Annotated in this window: 17 protein-coding genes; 13 read left to right on the forward strand and 4 right to left on the reverse strand. The window is 37.2% G+C overall.

The annotated features are described in order from the left end of the window. The first annotated feature begins 22 nt into the window (after positions 1-22). The 13 genes from PFJ30894_RS08165 (at position 23) to lexA (ending at position 14,200) form a co-directional block, all read left to right on the forward strand. On the forward strand, positions 23-1,306 hold the full coding sequence (locus tag PFJ30894_RS08165; protein ID WP_113076980.1) for a glycosyltransferase family 2 protein: 1,284 nt from the start codon (positions 23-25) through the stop codon (positions 1,304-1,306). Positions 1,307-1,425: 119 nt separating this feature from the next. Then, positions 1,426-2,088 carry a pyrophosphatase PpaX gene (ppaX, locus tag PFJ30894_RS08170; RefSeq protein ID WP_021718490.1) on the forward strand — a complete coding sequence of 221 codons (663 nt, stop codon included), beginning with the start codon at positions 1,426-1,428 and terminating at the stop codon, positions 2,086-2,088. 10 nt (positions 2,089-2,098) lie between these two features. Further along, positions 2,099-2,896, forward strand: coding sequence for an S-methyl-5'-thioadenosine phosphorylase (gene mtnP, locus PFJ30894_RS08175; protein WP_021718491.1), 798 nt, complete (start codon positions 2,099-2,101; stop codon positions 2,894-2,896). A 13-nt stretch (positions 2,897-2,909) separates the two neighbouring features. Next, the gene (gene mtnA, locus PFJ30894_RS08180) at positions 2,910-3,980 is read left to right on the forward strand and encodes an S-methyl-5-thioribose-1-phosphate isomerase (protein ID WP_125669531.1); all 1,071 of its coding nucleotides are present in this window, start codon (positions 2,910-2,912) and stop codon (positions 3,978-3,980) included. A gap of 8 nt (positions 3,981-3,988) precedes the next feature. Beyond that, complete coding sequence (locus PFJ30894_RS08185) at positions 3,989-5,233, forward strand: adenosylhomocysteinase (RefSeq protein WP_021718493.1); 1,245 nt, start codon at positions 3,989-3,991, stop codon at positions 5,231-5,233. Between the two features lie 14 nt (positions 5,234-5,247). Further along, positions 5,248-5,934, forward strand: a complete 687-nt coding sequence (locus PFJ30894_RS08190; RefSeq protein WP_227202233.1) for a class II aldolase/adducin family protein — start codon at positions 5,248-5,250, stop codon at positions 5,932-5,934. After that, positions 5,927-7,204 carry an amidohydrolase gene (locus PFJ30894_RS08195; RefSeq protein WP_206671973.1) on the forward strand — a complete coding sequence of 426 codons (1,278 nt, stop codon included), beginning with the start codon at positions 5,927-5,929 and terminating at the stop codon, positions 7,202-7,204. The genes PFJ30894_RS08190 and PFJ30894_RS08195 overlap by 8 nt, the downstream gene beginning before the upstream one ends. Before the next feature lie 27 nt (positions 7,205-7,231). Next, complete coding sequence (locus PFJ30894_RS08200; protein WP_021718496.1) at positions 7,232-8,074, forward strand: sulfide/dihydroorotate dehydrogenase-like FAD/NAD-binding protein; 843 nt, start codon at positions 7,232-7,234, stop codon at positions 8,072-8,074. Beyond that, a complete protein-coding gene (gltA, locus tag PFJ30894_RS08205) occupies positions 8,059-9,450 on the forward strand; it encodes an NADPH-dependent glutamate synthase (RefSeq protein WP_021718497.1) in 1,392 nt (463 codons plus the stop codon). The genes PFJ30894_RS08200 and gltA overlap by 16 nt, the downstream gene beginning before the upstream one ends. A 187-nt stretch (positions 9,451-9,637) precedes the next feature. Next, positions 9,638-10,210 carry a phosphate propanoyltransferase gene (gene pduL, locus PFJ30894_RS08210; RefSeq protein ID WP_046430500.1) on the forward strand — a complete coding sequence of 191 codons (573 nt, stop codon included), beginning with the start codon at positions 9,638-9,640 and terminating at the stop codon, positions 10,208-10,210. 16 nt (positions 10,211-10,226) lie between these two features. Further along, a complete protein-coding gene (locus PFJ30894_RS08215; RefSeq protein WP_113076978.1) occupies positions 10,227-11,468 on the forward strand; it encodes a hypothetical protein in 1,242 nt (413 codons plus the stop codon). A gap of 48 nt (positions 11,469-11,516) precedes the next feature. Then, positions 11,517-13,067, forward strand: a complete 1,551-nt coding sequence (locus tag PFJ30894_RS08220; RefSeq protein WP_125669532.1) for a hypothetical protein — start codon at positions 11,517-11,519, stop codon at positions 13,065-13,067. 473 nt (positions 13,068-13,540) lie between these two features. After that, positions 13,541-14,200, forward strand: a complete 660-nt coding sequence (gene lexA, locus PFJ30894_RS08225; protein WP_172602439.1) for a transcriptional repressor LexA — start codon at positions 13,541-13,543, stop codon at positions 14,198-14,200. 146 nt (positions 14,201-14,346) lie between these two features. Here lexA and PFJ30894_RS08230 read toward each other — a convergent pair whose 3' ends face one another. From PFJ30894_RS08230 to PFJ30894_RS08245, 4 genes are all read right to left on the reverse strand, one after another. Then, a complete protein-coding gene (locus PFJ30894_RS08230) occupies positions 14,347-15,582 on the reverse strand; it encodes a methionine gamma-lyase family protein (RefSeq protein ID WP_125669533.1) in 1,236 nt (411 codons plus the stop codon). 13 nt (positions 15,583-15,595) lie between these two features. Next, on the reverse strand, positions 15,596-17,407 hold the full coding sequence (hflX, locus tag PFJ30894_RS08235; protein WP_125669534.1) for a GTPase HflX: 1,812 nt from the start codon (positions 17,405-17,407) through the stop codon (positions 15,596-15,598). 61 nt (positions 17,408-17,468) lie between these two features. After that, positions 17,469-19,061, reverse strand: coding sequence for a DEAD/DEAH box helicase (locus PFJ30894_RS08240; RefSeq protein WP_113076971.1), 1,593 nt, complete (start codon positions 19,059-19,061; stop codon positions 17,469-17,471). 3 nt (positions 19,062-19,064) lie between these two features. Next, on the reverse strand, positions 19,065-20,321 hold the full coding sequence (locus tag PFJ30894_RS08245; protein ID WP_021718505.1) for a competence/damage-inducible protein A: 1,257 nt from the start codon (positions 20,319-20,321) through the stop codon (positions 19,065-19,067). Position 20,322: the final 1 nt, after the last annotated feature.

Raw genomic sequence — 20,322 nt, forward strand, 5'->3', positions numbered from 1 at the left:
TTAGAAAGCAAGGAGATTTTTGATGAGTACCTATTTTGACTTGATCATGATTCCGTTGCAGCTTTTAATTGTATTCTTCACGATCTATTATTTTACGCTTTCTTTCTTTGGCCTTTTTGGCCGCAGACCAGAAGAAAAAATTTATGATGAGCAAAAAACTTTTGCTATGATCGTTTGTGCACACAATGAAGAGCAAGTTATCGGTCAATTGGTCGAGAATCTGCATCTGCTCAATTATTCTGATCATTTATATGATATTTTTGTAGTTGCAGATAACTGTAAAGACAATACAGCGCAAATTGCCCGTCAAGCAGGAGCAATCGTTTATGAACGCTTTAATGATAATGAAAAAGGCAAAGGATTTGCAATGGATTGGATGTTCCAAAGGCTTTTTGAAATGGAACGTCAATATGATGCTGTTTGTGTCTTTGATGCAGATAATTTAGTTCATCCTGACTTTTTAAGAGAAATGAACAGCCGTTTATGTAAAGGCGAACGATTAATTCAGGGATATTTGGACTCTAAAAATCCTAATGATACCTGGATTTCAGGAGTATTTTCTATTTCTTTCTGGGTCGTAAACCATGTATGGCATTTAGCTAAATATAATATCGGTTTATCTAGCTGTCTTGGCGGCACTGGTATGTGTATTTCTACAGATATATTGCGCAGACATGGCTGGGGTGCTACATGCCTTACAGAAGATATGGAATTTACAATGAAAGCTTTGTTGGAAGGTATACCTACTACTTGGGCACATGATGCCATCGTCTATGATGAAAAGCCTCTTACTTTTATGCAATCCTGGAATCAACGTAAACGTTGGGCTCAAGGGCATTTTGATGTAGCAAACCGTTATATCGGTAAATTGTTTGTAAAAGGCATTAAGGAAAGAAATATCGTTGTTCTTGATGGAATAATCAATTTATTCCAACCGTATTTCTTACTTATTTCTACTTTTTTTGTCATTTGCAGTTATATCTATCAATTTTATCCTTTCTATACAAATGTCTTATATGCTATTCTACCGTTAGAAGTTTGGACGCTGATAGGTATAGGTCAGTATATTTTTCCTATGATTGTACTTTTTAAAATTCATGCTTCTTTTAAATCATGGATGTACCTTTTATTGTATCCGCTCTTTATTTACAGCTGGATACCTATTACTGTACTGGGGTATATTCACAGGCATGATCATGAATGGAGCCACACTGCTCATACTCGCGGAATAAGCTTTAACGAAGTTTTAATTCCGGAAAATGCTGAACTTGGCCCGAAACAAGTCGTATTTCCTAAAAAACAATAACTTTTGACCGCTCTTCTAAAGAGTGGTCTTTTTCTTTATAAAATGCTTGAATTCTTTATTTTATAAGGCTTTTATGTTATTATAAGATGATAAGATATAAAATATATAAGGAGAAGTTTGTGAAGATACGCGGTATTTTATTTGATTTAGATGGAACATTGATCGATACTATCGATTTGATAATCCAAGCATTTGAACACAGCTTTGCAGTTTGCTTGAATAAAAAGATGCCACGTGCAGAGTTGGTGAAATATTTTGGGCTGCCGTTACGCAGTGCTATGGAAAATTATGTAGATAAAAATCAGGTAGAAACATTATGTGCAGTTTATAGAGAGTTCAATCTAAAATATCACGATGAGCTTATTAAACCGTTTCCAGGGGTTAAAGAAACATTGTCTGTTTTGCAGCAGCGTGGAATAAAAATGGCTGTTGTTACTTCCAAAAAGGTACCAATGGCCAAACGCGGTTTGCAGTGTATGGGGTTGGAAACCTATATAGAAGCGGTTATTGGATGTGATATATGCCAACATCATAAACCACATCCAGAACCAATGGAGAAAGCCTTGAGCGCTCTTAAACTGAAAGCTGAAGAATGCCTTTGTATCGGCGACAGTCCTTTTGATTTACAAAGTGGACAGGCGGCAGGCTGTTATGGTACGGCAGCTGTTAGTTATACCAGCTTTGACTGGCAGGAAATGCTTGATGAAGGTAATCCAACGTATATTCTGAAAGAAATGCCAGATTTGATAAAGATTATTGATGATTTGAATAATAAACACTAAGGAGGACAATATGCGTAAAATAGCAATCATAGGTGGAACAGGAATCTATAGTCCGGAAACGTTACAATGTTTTGAGGAAAAGGTGATTCAAACTCCTTATGGAGCAGCTTTATGTAATATTGGAACAATGTGCGGCAATCAGGTAATTTTCATTACCCGTCATGGTGTGGGACATAAAACAGCTCCGCATAAAGTAAACTATCGTGCAAATATCTGGGCACTGAAAAGTCTCGGTACAGAAGAAATTTTTGCGACTACTGCAGTTGGATCTTTAAATCCTGATATGGAACCCGGACATTTCGTTGTATGTGATCAGGTTTTAGATTTTACGAAAAGCCGTATCAATACTTTTTACGACAATCCAGAACGTGGTGTCGCTCATGTTGATTTTACCAATCCTTACTGTCCAAGATTACGAGACAAAGTAATTAATTGTTTATATAAAACAGATATTATTTTTCATAAAAAAGGCTGCTATGTATGTACTGAGGGACCTCGCTTTGAAACTGCTGCTGAAATAAAAATGTTTGCAATGTTGGGCGGTGACCTCGTTGGTATGACTAATATGCCGGAATCCTTGCTGGCCAGAGAAGCAGAAATGTGTTATACAAATTGTTCCATAGTTACTAATATGGCTGCCGGAATTTCTCCGACACCTCTTTCTCACAGTGAAGTAGTTGAAGCTATGGATAAAAGTATTAAAAATATGGAACAGCTTATCAGCGCCTTTATTGCTGCTAATGAAGCTGATAGTATGGAGTGTGGATGCCCGCAGTGTATGACTGAATTTGGTGGTTTTACTTTATAAGGAGCCTGTAAAAATGGTTAAAACTATGGAATGGCAGGGACAGAGCCTGCTTTTATTAGATCAGACGAAGCTGCCATCAGAAATTATAACTATTCTTTGTAAAGATTACCGTAGAGTAGGAGAAGCAATAAAACGTTTGGAAGTACGAGGAGCACCTGCTATTGGTGCGGCTGCGGCCTTTGGAATGGTATTAGGATGGCAGGAGCTTACATCAAGATATGCTGATTTCAGCCAGGAAACTCTTTTAATAGAGTTCAAAAAAATAAAAAACTTTTTGCTTTCTACTCGCCCGACAGCAGTTAATCTTGGTTGGGCAGTTGAAAAAATATATAAACATGCTGTTGCTATGATAAATGCACAGCAATCTTTAAAAGCTATTGAAACTTCATTGGGAAATTTAGCCTGTAAAATTTATCAGGAGGATATTGAAGTCAATAGAAGGATTGGTATCTATGGGGCCGCATTATTGCCGCAGCAAGCCAGAATACTCACGCATTGTAATGCAGGAGCTTTAGCTACCTGTGGATGGGGAACTGCCTTGGGGGTTGTCAGACAAGCTTTTTTAGATGGACGGCTGGAGATGGTATACGCAGATGAGACACGACCGTTATTACAGGGGGCGCGTTTAACAGCCTGGGAATTAATAGAAGATAATATTCCTGTTACTTTGATTACCGACAATATGGCAGCCTGGGTTATGCAAACTCAACATATAGACTCTGTTATAGTCGGCGCAGATAGAATTGCTGCCAATGGTGATACGGCAAATAAAATCGGTACTTATGGAGTGGCATTGGCTGCAAAATATCATCAGATACCATTTTATATTGCTGCACCGATCAGTACTTTTGATTTTACTTTAGAAACTGGCAAACAGATCCCTATTGAAGAACGTTCTGCTGACGAAGTACGATTGCTTCATAGTGTGGTAACAGCACCACAGCAGGTGAATGTTTTTAATCCTGCTTTTGACGTCACTCCGGGAGAACTGATTACCGGCATTATTACAGAATATGGTGTTATATCTGCGCCATATATAGAAAATATAAAAAAATTGCAGAAAATACTGCAAGAGGAGGACTAATATTAACTATGGAAAGTATGATTCGTGATATAGCTTTAGCACCATCCGGAAAGCAAAAAATCTCTTGGGTAAAGGAGCATATGCCTTTGCTCAATATTCTTAATGAAAAATATAGTAAAAATCAAATTTTTAATGGTTTGAATATGGTAGTTACCATTCATTTAGAAGCGAAAACTGCATATTTGGCCCAAGTACTCAAAAATGCTGGCGCTAATGTAGTGGTAACCGGCAGCAATCCGCTGTCTACTCAGGATGATGTAGCTGCAGCGTTAGCTGATAGCGGTGTTACTGTTTTTGCAACCCATAACTGTACTGATAAAGAATACGATATGTATCTCAGCAAAGCATTAGATGTTGAGCCTGATCTTATCATTGATGATGGCGGGGATCTTGTCAATATGCTGCACGGTGAACGCAAAAATTTGGTTGCCAAACTTATTGGCGGCAGCGAAGAAACTACTACTGGCGTGCATCGTTTAAAGGCTTTATCCAATAACGGTAAGTTGGCTTTCCCCATGATTGCAGTTAATGATGCTTATTGCAAATATCTTTTCGATAATCGTTATGGCACTGGCCAATCTTCTTGGGATGGTATTATGCGCACTACAAACCTTTCTGTTGCAGGAAAAACAGTAGTCGTTGCTGGTTATGGCTGGTGCGGCAAAGGTGTAGCAATGCGTGCTAAAGGATTAGGAGCTAATGTTATAGTTACTGAAATAGACCCTATTAAAGGGATAGAAGCTGTTTTTGATGGGTTCAGAGTAATGCCTATGCAGGAAGCTGCTAAATATGGCGATTTCTTTGTTACCGTTACCGGCTGTAAAGATGTTATCACAAAAGAACATTTTGCTGTTATGAAAGATGGAGCCATTCTTAGCAATGCTGGTCATTTCGATGTTGAAATAAACATCAAACATCTTGAAGAATTAACTGTAGAACCGTCGTATGAGGTTAGAAAAAATATCAGAACTTTTACGATGTCAAATGGCCGCAAAATAAATTTATTGGGAGAAGGCCGTCTTGTAAATCTGGCCTGCGGCGATGGACACCCTGTAGAAGTAATGGATCTTTCTTTTGCGATGCAGTTTTTAGCAATGAAATATCTGTTGGAACATAAAAATGAACTTGAAAATAAACTTTATGTTTTACCAGAAGAGTTGAATACAGAAATTGCTGCGCTTAAATTACAAGCTATGGGTGTAGGTATTGATAAGTTAACGCAGGAACAGGAAACATATCTGCACCAGGCCTAAAGGAAGTGTTAATCTTGCAGGATGATCTCATTATTGATGCGGCTCGTAGACAAATAGTTACTGCAGGCATAAAAATGGTCGAGCAAAAAATGATTGCAGGATCTTGGGGAAACCTAAGTATAAAAATAGATACTTCACGTTGTGCAATAACACCATCTGGACGTAGTTATGACAGCTTAAATACTGAAGATATTGTTGTTGTGGATATGCAAGGTAATAAAATAAAGGGAGCTTTGATTCCTTCATCAGAAACACCTCTGCATCTGGCAATCTATAATGCTATACCTGCAGCACAAGCCATAGTTCATACACATAGTGTTTATGCCAGTGCCTGCGCTGCGCTGCATAGATCGATACCGGCGTTAATTGAAGATCTGGTGCAAATAATAGGCGGTAGTGTGGACGTTGCCGAATATGCGTTACCGGGAACAAAAGTATTAGCTGAAAATGCCTTAATAGCTTTACAAAATAAAAAAGCTGCATTACTAGCTAACCATGGAGTTGTATGCTGGGGAAATTCTTTAGAAACTGCTTTAATGGCTGCTGAAATAGTTGAGAAAGCAGCACATATTTATTGTATTTGTGAAACTATGGGCGGTGCTAAATTATTACCGGAATCAGACATTGCTATAATGCATGATTTCTACAAGCAGCATTATTCTAAACGCCAAATAGAAAAGGGAGATGAAGTACTTGAGTAAATTACTAATAAAAAATGTAGAAATAATTTCTGCTCCCGATAACGAAAAATATTTTTTAGGCATTGATAATGACACTATCAGTGTTATCAGTAAAGAAATGCCGACAGGTTTTGAAAATGCCGAAATAATCAATGCTTCTGATAAGATTGCAGTGCCTGGTCTGGTAAACACTCATACACATGCTGCTATGACTTTATTGCGCAGTTACGCAGACGATATGGTATTGATGGACTGGCTGCAAAATAAAATCTGGCCTGCAGAAGCGGGATTAAATGATGAAGATATCTATTGGGGCACAATGCTTTCAATCGCAGAAATGCTTAAAACAGGAACTACATGTTTTGCAGATATGTATTTTGCAATGGATAAAGTTGCCCAGGCAGTGAATGAAACTGGTATTCGTGCTTCTTTAAGCCGTGGTCTGGTTGGACTTACACCAGATGCTGATGAAAAACTGCAGGATAATGAAATGCTTTTTAAAAACTGGCATGGAAAAGCTGATGGCCGTATTAGAGTAATGTTTGGTCCTCATGCTCCCTATACTTGTCCTGTCTCATATTTAAAGAAAGTTGTAGCTAAAGCCGGTGAATTGAATGCGGAAATTCATATGCATTTATGTGAAACGGCAGGAGAAGTAAGTGATTGTGTAAAAGAGCACAATATGACACCTATAAAACTAATGAATAGTTTAGATATGTTTGATTGCGGAACTTTAGCTGCACATTGCGTGCATGTAAGTGAAGCAGACTTGGATATAATGGCTGATAAAAAAGTCCGTGTAGCACATAATCCGCAGAGCAATCTAAAGCTGGCCAGCGGTATTGCTCCAGTGCCGGCAATGCTTAAACGTGGTATTATAGTCGGTTTAGGTACTGATGGAACTTCCAGCAATAATAATTTGGATCTTTTAGAAGAGTGCCGTCTGGCAGCTATGCTTCATAAAGGAATAAGCGGTGATCCATTGCTTATTCCCGCCCAGGAAGCTTTAAAATTGGCAACTAAACAAGGTGCTTCGGCTTTGGGATTTACTGATGTAGGAGAAATTGAGGTAGGTCAGAAAGCTGATATTGTTCTTTACGATATGCAGAAGCCTTATTGGTATCCACGCCATGATCGTGTTTCTTTACTGGTTTATGCTGCAAGCGCAACTGATGCTGATACAGTTATTGTCAACGGTAAAGTTTTAATGAAAAATGGCGAACTGTTGGAAATGGATGTAGAAAAAATTTATGCGGAGGCCAATATGCGAGGCCATCGCTTAACTAGATAAAGCAAAAAAACTTTAGGAGTGACGAGAGTGGCAAAAATACTTGTAAAAAACAATTTAGCACCTGCTGTTTATGAATTTATTATTGAAGCGCCAATGATAGCTCATAAATGCCAACCCGGTCAATTTGTTATGATTCGTACAGATGAAAACAGCGAACGTATCCCTTTGACTATAGCTGATTTTGATCGTGAAAAAGGGACAATAACTTTGATTGTGCAAACAGTAGGCAATACTACAACACATCTTTGTGAAACTTTTATTGTTGGTGATGAAATTTTAGATGTTCTTGGCCCATTAGGAATGCCTTCACATATGGGTAAATTCGGTACTGTTGTTTGCGTTGGTGGCGGTATCGGCGTTGCACCGGTTTATCCCATTGCTCGTGCTTATCATAAATTGGGTAATAAAGTCATTTCTATTATCGGTGCCCGCAATAAAGATCTGATTATTTTTAAAGAAAAAATGGAAGCTGTCAGTGATGAATTGATTATTACTACTGATGATGGAAGTGCTGGTCAGAAAGGCTTTGTTACAGATCCTCTGAAAGCAATGCTTGAAGCCGGTGAAAAAATTGATTTAGTCTTGGCTATTGGACCTGTTATTATGATGAAGAATGTTGCAGAAACTACCCGACCCTATGGAACTCCGACTACTGCAAGTTTAAATACTATTATGGTTGACGGAACCGGAATGTGCGGTGGGTGTCGTGTCAGGGTAGGGGATGAAAATAAATTTGCATGTGTTGACGGCCCGGAATTTGACGCACATTTAGTAGATTTTGCTAATCTTGTTCAGCGTCAGCAAATGTATAAAGGTCAGGAAATGCTTGAATATAGCTGCGGAGGTCATTGCAAATGCGTGGAGGAATGAGAAATCCTATGCCGGAACAACCGGCTGATATAAGAAATAAAAATTTTGAAGAGGTAGCGCTTGGTTATGATATGGCAACTGCTATCGATGAAGCACAGCGTTGCTTAAATTGTCCTAAACCGCGCTGCGTTGAAGGTTGTCCGGTTAATGTAGAAATACCAGCTTTTATTCAAGCTATTGCTCAAAGTAAATTAAATGAAGCTATAACTATCCTGAAACGTAAAAATAGTTTACCAGCTGTTTGCGGACGCGTTTGTCCTCAGGAAAATCAGTGTGAAAGTAAATGCGTTTTAGGTATCAAAGGAGAATCCGTTGCTATCGGACGTCTCGAACGCTTTGTTGCAGATTATGCTCGTGAGCAGGGAATTGATATCACCAAAACTGATATAGATTCATCAAAAGATAAAAAGATAGCAATTGTTGGCAGTGGTCCTTCAGGTTTAACAGCTGCAGGAGATCTTGCGAAAATGGGCTATGATGTTACTATGTATGAGGCTCTTCATGCTCCAGGTGGAGTTTTAATGTATGGTATTCCACAATTTCGCTTGCCGAAAGAAATTGTAAAACACGAAATTGACGCCTTAAAAGATTTGGGGGTAAAAATAATCCCTAATGCCGTCATTGGCAGAACCTTCACCATCAAAGAATTAATGGATGAAGAAGGATTCAGTGCCGTTTATGTAGGTACAGGTGCTGGATTGCCACATTTCATGCATATAGATGGCGAAAATTTAAATGGAGTCTATTCTGCAAATGAATTTCTTACTAGAGTTAATTTAATGCGTGCATACCAATTTCCTAATGTTGCAACTCCTGTATATGTAGGTAAAAATGTTGCCGTTGTCGGTGCTGGAAACGTTGCTATGGATGCCGCGCGTACAGCAAAACGTCTTGGCGCTGAACAGGTATATATAGTTTATCGCCGTAGCGAAGACGAAATGCCGGCTCGCAAAGAAGAGATAGGCCATGCTAAAGAGGAAGGCATTGAACTGAGACTGCTCAATAATCCTACCCGTATTCTCGGAAATGATAAGGGCTGGGTTAATGGTATGGAATGTATAAAAATGGAACTTGGTGAACCTGATGCATCAGGACGGCGCTCTCCTGTAGAAATCAAAGGTTCAGAATATGTTCTTGATGTTGATATGGTAGTTATGGCGATAGGCCAAGGGCCTAATCCTTTACTCAAACAAACAACACCTGAACTGGAAACTAATAAACGCGGCAATATTGTTGCTAATGAAGAAGGTGCTACATCTATTCCTGGTGTTTTTGCCGGTGGCGATATAGTTACTGGTGCGGCAACAGTAATTTCTGCTATGGGAGCCGGTAAAAAAGCAGCTCTGGCAATTGATGAATATTTGTCAAAACATTAATTAAAAATTTCTTTCTCTGATAATAATAACCGTATAAAATATCCGGCAAAAATTTGCCGGATATTTTTAATTTTCTATTCATATTTGTTTTTATTTTACTTAACTTCAGAATGGTAAAAACTTCTATGATATGTTAAAATAAGTAAGATAAGTTTTATATTAAAAAATTTTCTTCGAGGTGAATAAAATGCAATTTCCGTTAGTATTAGGAGTTTCTGCACGTCATGCTCATTTATGCCGCGAGCATATGAACATTTTATTTGGTGAAGGGTCTGAATTACACCCAAAAAAATATATTGGACAACCGGGACAGTATTCTTCGGAAGAGCAGATTACTTTAGTAACTGCTAAAGGTGAGATGAAATTAAGGATCATCGGTCCTTTGCGTAAATATACACAACTGGAGCTATCTTTTACTGATGCCAGAAAAGTAGGTCTGAATCCTCCAATTCGAAATTCTGGAGATATTAAAGAATCTGCTGGAGGAAAATTAGTAGGACCTAAAGGTGAAGTAGAAATTACAGAAGGTGTTATTATAGCTGCACGGCATATCCATTTATATCCTGAAACAGCAGAAACATATGGTTTAAAAGATGGCGATATCGTTTCTATCCAAACAAATGGAGAACGTGCTTTAATTATGAATAATGTTTTAGTGCGTGCCGGTGAAGGGAATGCTGATGAAGTACATATTGATACTGACGAAGCTAATGCATGCAATTTAGACAGTGGTATGATGGTTGAAATTATTACAAAATAATTAACGAGGTGGTAAAGTGATAAAATTCTTGATATTTCTATCCCTGTTAATTCAATTGTCATTACTAAATATCGGTTATGCAAAAGAATATCGTAATCCTGAAGCTGGCTTTAAAATAAACATACCACAACAGGAAATAAACATTGTAAGTAAAAATTTTTATGGTGGAATGCAGCCTAATGGTAATTTTATTTACGTTTATAGCCTGAATCAAAAACAGGCATCAGATTTATTAGAAGAAAATTTCACTACAGATGCTTTTAATGATGATTATACGGCAATTGAATTATTGGAACGTTCTGGTATTGATCCTCAAAAAGCCAGTCTTAAATTATTGGATCCTGTTCTCTACTGGCCTTCAGATAAACCTTTTATTAAACAGCTGCCCAATGATGTTGCTTTTAATATTCAAACTCAAAAAATCCATGGCAGAAAAAGTTTAAATATGCAGTTTACTGAAAATATGGAAAACGAAATTAAGGATAAAAATTCATATTTATGTTCAATCGATTTGCTTTCTGCAAATAACAGATTATACGTAATCAGTACCAAAGTCTTAAACAGCCAAAAAGAGTCTGAAGTATCAGCTGAATCAGTACGTAACGAGTATCGAAAAGGTGTGTTAATAACAAAACCTTCTGCAAATACTAATACATTAATTTACACTGATAAAATAGGAAAATTTAGATTTGATCTTCCTGAAAATTGGTATTATGTTCAAAGTTACTTTTCTGATAATCCGAAAGCTTGTTTGACTTTTGCCTTACCGTTGGAAACCTTGGAAAAAATTAAGGAAAAAACTCAAAATTTGGAAGCGAATGACTTAGATAAAGAGAAAATAGCTGATAATGTTTCCGAAGAAAATATAGCGTCATGGATGGATTTACTAACAGAAAGCGTATGGTCAGTTTCCTGTGAAACAAAAGAATTTGAGACAGCTGCTTATTTAGAAAATCCAGAAGCTACTAAAGCAGAGATGCAGTTGTTGTTTTCAGAGCTAAAAAACTATATTGAAAGCAGCCGCTACTATAAAAACAGTAAGTTTGATTTTGATGTCAATATTACTCCTAAAATAGGATATATAAATTTCGATCTATCATTTAATTTAAAAGATAAAAAAGATTTCGACAATACCGGCAGAATTTTCTTTACAAAGAAAAAAGGTGGTCTTGTAGTTTATACATCCACTCTTAGAAATACAGAACAACCAGCTTCTAAAGAACTCATAGAGAATATTAAGATGCTTGATTTACAGTGATTTTGATGCCCCTTTACTTAGCAGTATGAATGCAAAGGAGACATAAATATGAGAAAAACAATCTGTTCAGGAATCATCACATTCGGTATCTTGGTTAGTCTTTCCAGCTGCTATGCTTTCGACTATCGCAGTGAAGAAGCTGGTTTCAGTGTCGATATTCCAGATGATAACACTATTATTGTCAGTAAAGATCTGTTTGCGGCAGGCAGCAATAAGTCTGGCATGCATGGTATAGCAGCTATAAGTCAGCAATCTATTGAAAAATATACGAAAACAGCTTTTGCTACCAATAAATTTGAAAGTGATTTAAAGAAGATAGCTGAAGATATTAAAGCTGGAAAAGATATCTTAGCTGATCCTGCTTATGCTTATCTTACTGTACCGCAAAATGAGTTACAAGTATATATGCAGAAACTTATGCAGGATAATCCACAATCTTTACCTGGTAATAAAAACTATAAAATAACAAAGATTAACAAAATACCAGCATTAGAAATCAACAATGATATGCTGTTGAATTATGAAATAAAATTGCCAATTGCTTATACTCGGAAAGAACAGCAGAATATACAAAAATATAATCCTTATGTTAAATTCAGTGCTGATGGTAAACAGATGACAGCTCAGTACAATTTAATTTCTAAAATTTATATTTTGTCACAAAATAATCAATTATATAACATAAGCAGTGGATATGTTGAGTTTCCTGCAATAGAACAAAGTGAAACAGTGGTTGCAGAAAATAAAGCTGATAAATTTATTCAAAAGTTTACAGACAATAAAGTTGATAAACGTGCATATAAGAAATTCTCTAAAGCGTTTACAAAAAAACTGAATTTCTTTAAACCACAATTATCTAATTCTGAACTTATTATTAAAGATGGTATTTTTAACAATGAGTTCAAAGTCCCACATAACTGGCTGTACATTCAAAGCAATCAAAAAGTGGAAAATATGCCTGTCAGTTTCTTCGCTGCATTACCTGTCAGCAGCTTGGAAAAGATGGGGAAGGAGTATATAGATTCTAAATTATTTAATATTGAAACTACCAAAATAGGTATGAATGTGGAATCTAATAATATTGATGACTTTGATTTTAGCAAAATTTTAAAAGCTTATTCCGAAGGTGTTATAGGTATTTCGGCAGAATATAAGCCAGCTCGTCCTCATGACCAAGGCCCAAAGCAGTTTTTAGAAAATCCTGTTTTTACTAAATTTATGTTCGAAGAATTTATGAACAAACCGTTTTTGAATCCACGTGAAAAAGCAAAACTAGAAAAGTTTGTTCAGATTAAAAATTTTACACATGATATTGATATCAATAAAGAAAACTGCCTGCTTCAATTTACTTATGATGTAGATTTACATTTGCCACAAACTTTATCTAAAATCAACCGACCTGGTTATGACATTTTTCAAGAAACCGATTTAACAGATTTATCTATACATGGGCAAAAGAAAGTTTACTTTGATGCAGATAATCGAATTAATCTGTTATGTTATTTTACACAAGATAAAACGATGAAATCAAATTTGATCCAAAAAGAATACGACAGCTATAATTTATTCAAAAGTTCTTTGTTAAAAGAAAAATATTAAAAAATACTTTCTAACACCTGGATAATAAGTCTTAAAATATTATCCAGGTGTTTTTATCTAAAAATACATCGTCATAAATCGTTTTTAAGGCAAGTGAAAGTTATAATACAATCGATTAAAACAGCTTAAAAGAGAAATTTACGCATATATGTGGATTTATGTTAAATATTTACGTTATAGAGTTTAACTGTATCAAAAATATCGTTAATACTTGCCGATGGCCGTGTTGCGGTTTATAATCTTTATGTAGCTGCTTTACATAATATATATTATCGGACGTAAAGTGAAAATTGGTAAATTTCGTTGTAGATAGTTGTTGAAGAATAATTTCATTAAACGAACAATTGCAAACAGATGTTTTGACATTCTTACCTGTTCCTGATATAATAGAAACAATTAGAATAGAAATAAATGAACTTACTATCTTTAGAAATTTTTTGAGTATATGATGATTGGAATTGGAGGCTGGTTTTATGGCAAGAAGAGCACGTTTCAGCGATTTTGATGGAGTTATTACAGAGGAAATGCTTTCCGATCGGCAAAGAGCTATTTTAGATTTCATTCGTGAGCACGTTTATGCTAAGGGATATCCTCCTGCAGTACGTGAAATTGGTAAGGCAGTGGGTTTATCTTCAAGTGCCAGCGTACACACTCATCTGCATAAATTAGAAGAATATGGTTTTTTGCAAAGAGATCCAGCCAAACCACGCGCTATAGAATTGACCCAAGACAGCAGCTGGCGGCAGAAAACGGTCGTTCCTGTTCCTTTGGTTGGCAAAGTCACTGCAGGGCAACCTATTCTGGCAGTTGAAAATGTTGAGGAGACCTATCCCATTCCACTAGATTTGCTTGGCTGTCAAGAAGATGTTTTTATGTTATCTGTTTCTGGAGATAGTATGATCAAAGCTGGTATACTTGATCATGATTACATTGTTGCCAGAAAGCAAAATTTTGCTAATAACGGAGATATAGTTGTTGCTCTTATTGATGGTGAAGAAACAACAGTTAAGCGTTATTTTCGTGAATTACGTTCAATTCGTCTACAACCAGAAAATGATGCCTATACTCCCATAACAGGTACTGATAATATTCAGGTTCTTGGTAAGGTAATAGCAGTATTCAGAATGCTCTAATGTCTATAATACACCAAATGAATATCATAAAGACAGCTATATGATGTCATATAGCTGTCTTTATTTTCTGAGATAATTAAAAAACAGATAAGAGGAACAATAAAAATCCTCTTATCTGCTTTTCTATTGATATAAAATTTGAGTTTTTATTTCTCCCCTACCATTTTTGCAGCTGACATAATTGCAATACGCCCGTGCTCAAAAGTAAGTCCTCCTTGAAAATATACATTATAAGGTTCACGGCAAGGGCCATCAGCACTTAATTCTATTGATGCGCCTTGTACAAAAGTCCCCGCTGCCATAATTATTTCATCTTGATAGCCGGGAATTATTGCAGGAACTGGAACAACATGTGCATCAACTGGTGAATTTTTTTGTATGGCTATACAAAAATTACATAAACGCTCTTTAGTTTCCAAACGAATAGTCTGAATTATATCACTGCGTCTATCATTTGCAGAAGGAGTAACCTGATAACCCAGGCGTGAAAATACTGCAGAAGCAAAAATTGCTGTTTTAACAGCTTGCAAAACTATATGCGGAGCTAAGAATAAGCCCTGGTATAATTCTCTGGCCGTATCTCCAAGTGTAGCCCCCATTTCTCCGCCTAATCCTGGAGCGGTTAATCTATATGACGCAAGTTCTACTAAATCCTTTCGGCCAACAATATAACCGCCAGTAGGTGCAAGACCGCCTCCAAGGTTTTTGATAAGAGAACCGGCCATTAGATCAGCTCCAACTTCTGTTGGTTCTTGTTTTTCAATAAATTCACCATAACAGTTGTCAACAAAACAAATAATATCAGGCTTTATTGCTTTTGCTGCTTTACAGATCGTTCCTATTTCTTCAATTCTTAACGTTTTACGCACACTACTGTAACCGCATGAACGTTGAATATGTATCATTTTTGTTTTATCCGTAATTGCAGCTGTGATTTTTTCAAGATCAATTTGTGAACCAATCATGGGAATTTCTTTATAGACTACGCCTAAGTCAGTAAGAGAGCCAGGGGTTTTTACAGGTACGCCTATGATAGTCTGCATTGTGTCATATGGAGCTCCTGTAGCAGCGATTACTTCATCGCCTGCTTTCAAAACTCCGAGTAACGCAACGGCTAATGCATGAGTCCCTGAAACAAACTGAGATCGTACCAATGCCGCTTCCGTTTTAAAAATATCAGCATATATTTCATCTAATTTTTCTCTGCCAACATCGGAATAGGCATATCCAGTAGTTGGTTTTAAATAAAAATCTGATACCATATGCTTTCTAAAAGCTTGCATAACCTTTTCTGTATTATACAAAGCTGCTTCTTCATAGCTTTCAGCAGCATGTAATACTTCTAATAATGCTTCCTCTTCTATTTTTTTAAAATCAGTCATTTACGTATAGTCCTCATATTATAAATTTTTCGAAATCCTCTAACTGTTCTGATGCCAGACGTACCTTCATAAAAGTACCGTTTTCTTTATATTCTTGTTCTAAAACAGTACCTATAGTATGTAGTTTAGCAGCTTTTTCAGATTCTGTATATGGAATAAGCAGAGTGACTTCTATAGATTTTAATTTCAGATTTTCTGAAATCAGAGCAAGGAGTTCTTCGATACCAATACCACTCTTAGCCGATATACAAACACTATTTTCTTGCTGTGCTAAACGCTGTGCCAAAGCATTTTCAGAGGGAAGTTTATCTATTTTATTGTAAACAGTGAGTATTGTTTTATTTTGTGCACCTATTTGTTCTAAAACCTTATAAACAGTATCACTTTGTTCCTGATATAATTCATGGCTCACGTCAATGACATGCAGCAATAAATCTGCCTCAGCAACTTCTTCTAAAGTAGATCTGAATGCTGCAACTAATTGATGAGGCAAACGTTGTATAAAACCAACAGTATCAGTAAGTATTGCTTCGTGCTTGTCTGGTAATATTAACTGACGTGTAGTAGGATCAAGAGTTGCAAACAATTGATCTTTCGCATAAATATCAGACTGTGTTAATAAATTTAGTAATGTAGATTTACCTGCATTAGTATAACCAACAAGACTTATTGAAGGAACTTGGTTTTTGGCGCGCTTAATCCTATGTAAAGTCCGGACAGCGCGAACTTTTTCTATGGAGTCTTTGATAAAAGCTATACGATCGCGAATACGCCGTCTATCAACTTCTAATTTTGTTTCGCCAGGACCGCGGGTACCAATACCGCCGCCTAAACGTGATAAAATAAGTCCTTTACCCATAATTCGCGGTAGATTATATTGCAGCTGTGCTAATTCTACTTGTAATTTTCCTTCATTAGTACGAGCCCGCTGGGCAAAAATATCCAAAATTAAAGCTGTTCTATCAAGAATACGAACACCCATTACCTGTTCTATATTTCTTTGCTGCGCCGGTGTCAGTTCATCATCAAAAATGCACAGATCAATATTTTCCTGTTGTGCATACAAGGCCAGCTCCTGTACTTTTCCTTTTCCTATAAAAAATGCCGGATCCGGTTTAGCACGACGTTGAATAAAACGGTTCACTACTACAGCACCTGCTGTATCCGCAAGCTGCTTTAACTCTTCAAGCGAATCTTCAGCAGTCCAACCGCCTTTTATCTGTCCCCAGTCCATACCAACTAAAATGGTTTTCTCTGCTGCTACTGCTAAACTGGAACTACTTGTTTGCTTGTCTAAAATCCGCTCTATTGTATTGATTACATTAAGAAAATTAATAGCTTCTGCTTCTTCCAGAGAAAAAGGTCCATATTCATCGCAGATAAACTGTTCTTCTTTGTCAAGCCCAACTATCATGCCAAAAGAAATTATGGACTGCGTGTAATCAGGTGCGGTAACACCTATTGTAACCATGGCATCGAATTTATTATTTTTTAACGCTGAAAAATCAACTCCACTCAACACTGGATTACCATTTGGATGAGTGTGGACACAACGGATTCCACTTAATCTGCCAATACCTCTGCGACCTTCTACTGCTGGCAGTTCTACACTGTCATTACCACCGATTACAATATTAGTTATTTGCCCGCTTCTAGAAATATAAAGAGAGATTTCTCTGTTTATAAATTCTGTAATATCAGCTAATTTTAAAGCTAATTCCGCAGAAATGAGCTGCCCTAAAGGCACTTGTACATCGTACAAAGCAATTAATTCATTCAAAACAGAATCCCGTATTCCTTTTTTGTTACCTAAAATTTCACGCATGATTTACACCTTAAAGAGCAGACATGGTATTTTACCATATCTGCTCTTCCTTTTCTTACAATTACTGACGAACGCGTGCCGGCTCGACATTTATTTTATAGCCTTTAATCGTGTTTTTGTGCATTACACCCAAAACTTTTTCGGCCATATCTTCTGGGACTTCTACAAAGGTAAACTTGTCATAAATATTGATCAAACCTACTTCTTTGGCAGGAATATCAGCTTCAATAGCAATAGTTCGAACTATATCCTGAACAGTAACTTTTTGGCTGCGTCCAATATTCATGAAAAGACGAACCATGCCAGGACGACCACCAGTATTACTTAAATCTTTCGCCAGAATATCTTCAGGCGAAGCTTCTAAAGCTTTATTACCTTCCTGCATCAGTTTTAACGCAGCAGCAACCACATCTTCAGCATCATATTCTTTTAATAAGCTTGCTGCAATAGGCATATAATCATGATAGTTAGACTGATCCAGCACACTCTGCATTTTGGAAACGATCATTTCACGCTGACGCTCAATAACATTGGCTGTAGTCGGCAATTGACGACGTGTTATTTTGGTTTTAGTAGTGCGTTCGATAAGTTTCAACTGACGGAATTCACGCGGTGTAATAAAGGTCATAGCAACACCAGTATTACCTGCACGGCCGGTACGTCCAATACGATGAACATAGCTTTCCGGATCCTGAGGAATATCAAAATTGATAACATGAGTAATATTATCAATATCTATGCCGCGGGCAGCGACGTCCGTAGCGATAAGAATATCAGCTGTTCCGTCACGGAATTTCTTCATAACACGATCACGTTGAGTTTGGCTTAAATCGCCATGTAAACCTTCAGCCATATAACCGCGGCTTCCCAATGCAATAGCCAGATCATCAACACCTTTTTTAGTGCGGCAGAAAATAATCAGCTTACCATCTATTTCTGCATCAAGCAAACGACATAAACCTTCGATCTTATCCTTAGTTTCAAAATAATATTGATCGATAAGCGGAACTGTGAGTTCCTCTTTGCTGATCGTAACATTTTTAGGAGCCTTCATATATTTTTTTGTGAGGCTTAGGATCGGTCTTGGCATAGTTGCTGAAAACAACAAGGTTTGACGTTCTGCAGGAAGATTTTTCATAATTTCTTCCATATCGTCTACAAAGCCCATATCCAACATTTCATCAGCTTCATCCAGGACTAAAAATTTAATATGATCAAGTTTGATAGTTTTACGGTTTATATGATCAATCAAACGGCCTGGAGTACCAATAACTATTTGCACGCCGCTGCGTAAAGCTCTGATCTGACGGTCGATAGGCTGTCCGCCATAAACAGGTAATGCTTTAATTTTAGAAGTACGTCCAATTTTACCAATCTCTTCTGCAACCTGGATTGCCAGTTCACGGGTTGGAGTCATAATCAGAGCTTGAATATGGCGATGATCGGTAATACTTTGTACGACCGGAATACCAAAGGCGGCTGTTTTACCAGTACCAGTTTGTGCCTGACCTATAACATCGCTACCCTCTAGTACTAAAGGAATAGTTTGCTCCTGGATCGGAGACGGTTCTTCAAAACCCATAGCTGTTAAAGATGCTACGATTTTTTTATCCAGCAGTAAGCTGCCGAACATTTCTTGTACATTAGTTGTCATTGTTTAAATTTCCTCATTTCTTCTTGCTTTTATTTTATCTATCACCATAGAAATAGCCGTTAACGCACTACGCAGTTTATTTTCAGTTCTGGTTCCGCCGAAAAGATGTTTCACACAATGTACGTCATTGCCATCAGCTACAGCCATATAAACTAAGCCTACAGGTTTTTCTTCTGTGGCACCACCAGGACCTGCAATACCAGTGATACCTACACCATAAGTTGTTCCAAAAAGATCTCTCACTCCGGACGCCATCTCACAGGCAACCTGTTCGCTGACAGCGCCGTATTTTTCTAAATTTTCCGCAGATACGTTGACCAGTTTTTGTTTGGCCATATTGCTGTAAGTCACAACACTGCCCAAAAGATATTCACTGCTGCCAGGAATATCAGTGATCATGCTGCTGGCTAAACCTCCTGTGCAGGATTCCGCAAAGGCAATCGTACTACCGCTTTTTAATAGTTCCTGACCAAGATATTCTGCTAAAGAAGCATCATCAACGCCATAAATAAATTTACTTAACCGTTCATAGATTTGTGCTTCTGTGCCGGAAATCAAGGCTTTGGCTTCTTCAACATCGGACGCTTTAGCTGTAATACGAACAATAATTTCACCGCGACGAGCATAAATGGCAATGGTAGGATTACTTTGTGAAGTGATAATATCATCAAGCTGCGCTGCAACAGATGATTCTCCAATGCCACGCATTTTTAAAATACGCGAATAGATTATACCTTGTTGAGCATAACGCTGCATAAGTAACGGTAAAAAGCGCTGTTCACATACGTAATTTAATTCTGACGGAGGTCCAGGCAGCAAAACAATTAGCTTGCCATTATGTTCTAATACCAAACCCGGCGCAGTTCCAACTTCGTTGATTAAAATTTCTGCACCTAAAGGAACCATTGCCTGTTTATCATTATTAGATGACATACAAAGACCTTTTTTAACAAAAAAACTATTAATCCTATCCCATGTATCTAAATCCAGATACATTTCCAGTCCCAGCATATCAGCAATAACTTCTTTAGTGATATCGCCTCTTGTAGGGCCAAGACCACCTGTAGTAATAACGATATCCGCTCTTTCTAAAGCAATTTCTAAAACGCTTCTAAGCCTGGTCTCATTATCGCCAACAGTCGTCTGATAAAGCACATCATAGCCTAGTTTATTTAATTGTCGTGATAAGTACTGAAAATTAGTATTAAGTATTTCTCCCAACAGCAGCTCAGTACCTGTATTTACAACTTCAACGATCATT

It is taken from the genome of Phascolarctobacterium faecium (assembly GCF_003945365.1).
Classification (GTDB): domain Bacteria; phylum Bacillota; class Negativicutes; order Acidaminococcales; family Acidaminococcaceae; genus Phascolarctobacterium; species Phascolarctobacterium faecium.